General features: G+C 29.9%; 3 protein-coding genes. All 3 read right to left on the bottom strand.

The features are described from left to right. A partial coding sequence (locus RCF13_RS23680) for a hypothetical protein (protein ID WP_308141607.1) occupies nucleotides 1-234 on the bottom strand: 234 nt, incomplete at its 3' end. Between the two features lie 114 nt (nucleotides 235-348). Further along, nucleotides 349-1,350, bottom strand: coding sequence for a hypothetical protein (locus tag RCF13_RS23675; protein ID WP_016121640.1), 1,002 nt, complete (start codon nucleotides 1,348-1,350; stop codon nucleotides 349-351). A gap of 144 nt (nucleotides 1,351-1,494) precedes the next feature. Next, nucleotides 1,495-1,880 (bottom strand): hypothetical protein (locus tag RCF13_RS23670; RefSeq protein WP_308141606.1); only part of this gene is annotated, 386 nt, incomplete at its 5' end.

Genomic DNA, 1,880 nt, shown 5'->3' with positions numbered 1-1,880 from the left:
ATCATTAAATAATTCATATTTGGCATCATAGGTTGTTGTTTTCTTTACTTTATGTACCTCTTGTATGGTTTTCGATTTTGCTGGTATTAACACTCTTAGTTCTACATACCTTACCCTTGAATTTACATATTGAATATTAGCCTTTTCCATATCAAACTTTTTACCAATTGCACTTTCTCTTAGGCTAACCTCCGATGATTCAAATAAAGAAATTTGTTTAACTCCCAATTTCATCCCTCCACCTTTTGCTACAACTAAATTATAAAAAAATACAATATGTTCCGCTTTTATAAAACACAAAAAAGACAAGAGATATATTGTTAACTACCTCTTGTCTTTTTTTATGTTTTAAGTATTTTTTTTCTTAACCGCAGCTTTCAAAGCATTCTTCCATGATCCAAAGTGCCTTTTAAATGCATTAAAATTAATATTCATATCTTGTAATTTAGGTTTTCTACCTAATTCAATCTCTTTTTCGATTATGATATTTATAAGTTCCTGCTCCGTATAAACCCTTCCTTTATTTTGTGTATACGGTTTAAATCCAGCTGTCTCTAATGCTTTATTCCAAGATCCAAAATGTTTCTTAAATACACTTAATGATATTTCCATTTGTATAAGTGTTGGAACAGATTCTAATTCATTAAATTTTTTTTGAATAAGTTGAATAAGCTGTTCTTTAGTGTAAATACTTCCTCCCTTATTAGGTTCCAAACCTGCCGCTATTAATGCTTTATTCCACGTTCCAAAGTTCCTCTGATAAGTAATTATAGGAAATCTTTCTCTCTGACAATCTACCTTTGTTGGCACTTTCCCTAACTTTTTTGAAAAATCTTGTAATTCTTTTATATATTGTTCCTTTGTTTTATATCTGTTGAATGATATACCGATTAGACCCAGTGCATTTTCCCACGAACCAAATCTCTCGATAATTTTCCCATAATACTCAAATTCCTTTGTAAGTGGTATCCTCCCCAAACTCGTAATTCTTTCCTCTAAAATATATAACAATTCATTATTTGAAAGATTCCCTCTTTTATTTACTTTTAAACCGGCTTTTATTAATGCCTCATTCCATGATCCGAAACGATAAATTGCAGCCCTAGAGACCGCTACTTCTCTCATTTTTGGTTTACGTTTTAGCTGCGAAGCAGCTTTTCTAATGTAACTTAGTATTTCATCATCTGATAACTTCATATAACAACATCGTTTACTCTCTGTACTTTTTACTTTACTCCTATCAACTATCATTAACCCATTTGTAAGCATACCAAATTTTTTTATCACACTATCATTTAGCTGTTGATTTTGCAACTTAGTTTCTTCTATGTTTTTATAATTCAAATACATTGTTAAGTTCCCCCCTACATTTCATTTAAACCAATTAACTGAGCCATTTTATTTTTATACATTATACACACTTAATCTTTTGTTTTTAACGCAATGGTTTTATTATTAATAATAAAAAAAACACCGCTGCGCGATGTTTTTTTATTAAATATATGTGATCCCAATAATTCTCCAATCATTGAGTTCTTCAATATACTTAAATGTTAATAAAACCTTTTTTTGTTTTACTGTATACATTCCTTTTTCAACCTTAGTTACCGTTCTATTTTCTAGGTAATCAAATAATTCAGGTTGGCTTTGATAGACGATACGACCATTCTTTAAAACAAAGTATTCCTCTACAAAACTTTTCGCCACTTCTCTTGAAGTTACTTGTGAAGCAAGATAATTTTCGAGAGTTTTTAATGAAGGATAGGCCCTTAATTTTCCATCGCTATCAATGTCATCAAATAACTTTTTTAATTGACCACCTAGTTCATTTATTTTCTCCTGACTTAATTCATCCTTTTTAATTTCTCCTTGTATTCTTG

Origin of the sequence: Stenotrophomonas maltophilia group sp. RNC7 (genome assembly GCF_030910085.1) — a bacterium.
In the GTDB taxonomy this organism is placed as follows: Bacteria; Pseudomonadota; Gammaproteobacteria; order Xanthomonadales; family Xanthomonadaceae; genus Stenotrophomonas; species Stenotrophomonas sepilia.
Note: the sequence above shows the minus strand (reverse complement) of the source record. Positions and strands in the feature narration are given on the sequence as shown.

What these genes read in the sequence shown, in the direction of transcription:
- RCF13_RS23675 (WP_016121640.1), bottom strand. Translation starts at nt 1,350, where the DNA reads ATGTATTTGAATTATAAAAACATAGAAGAAACTAAGTTGCAAAATCAA.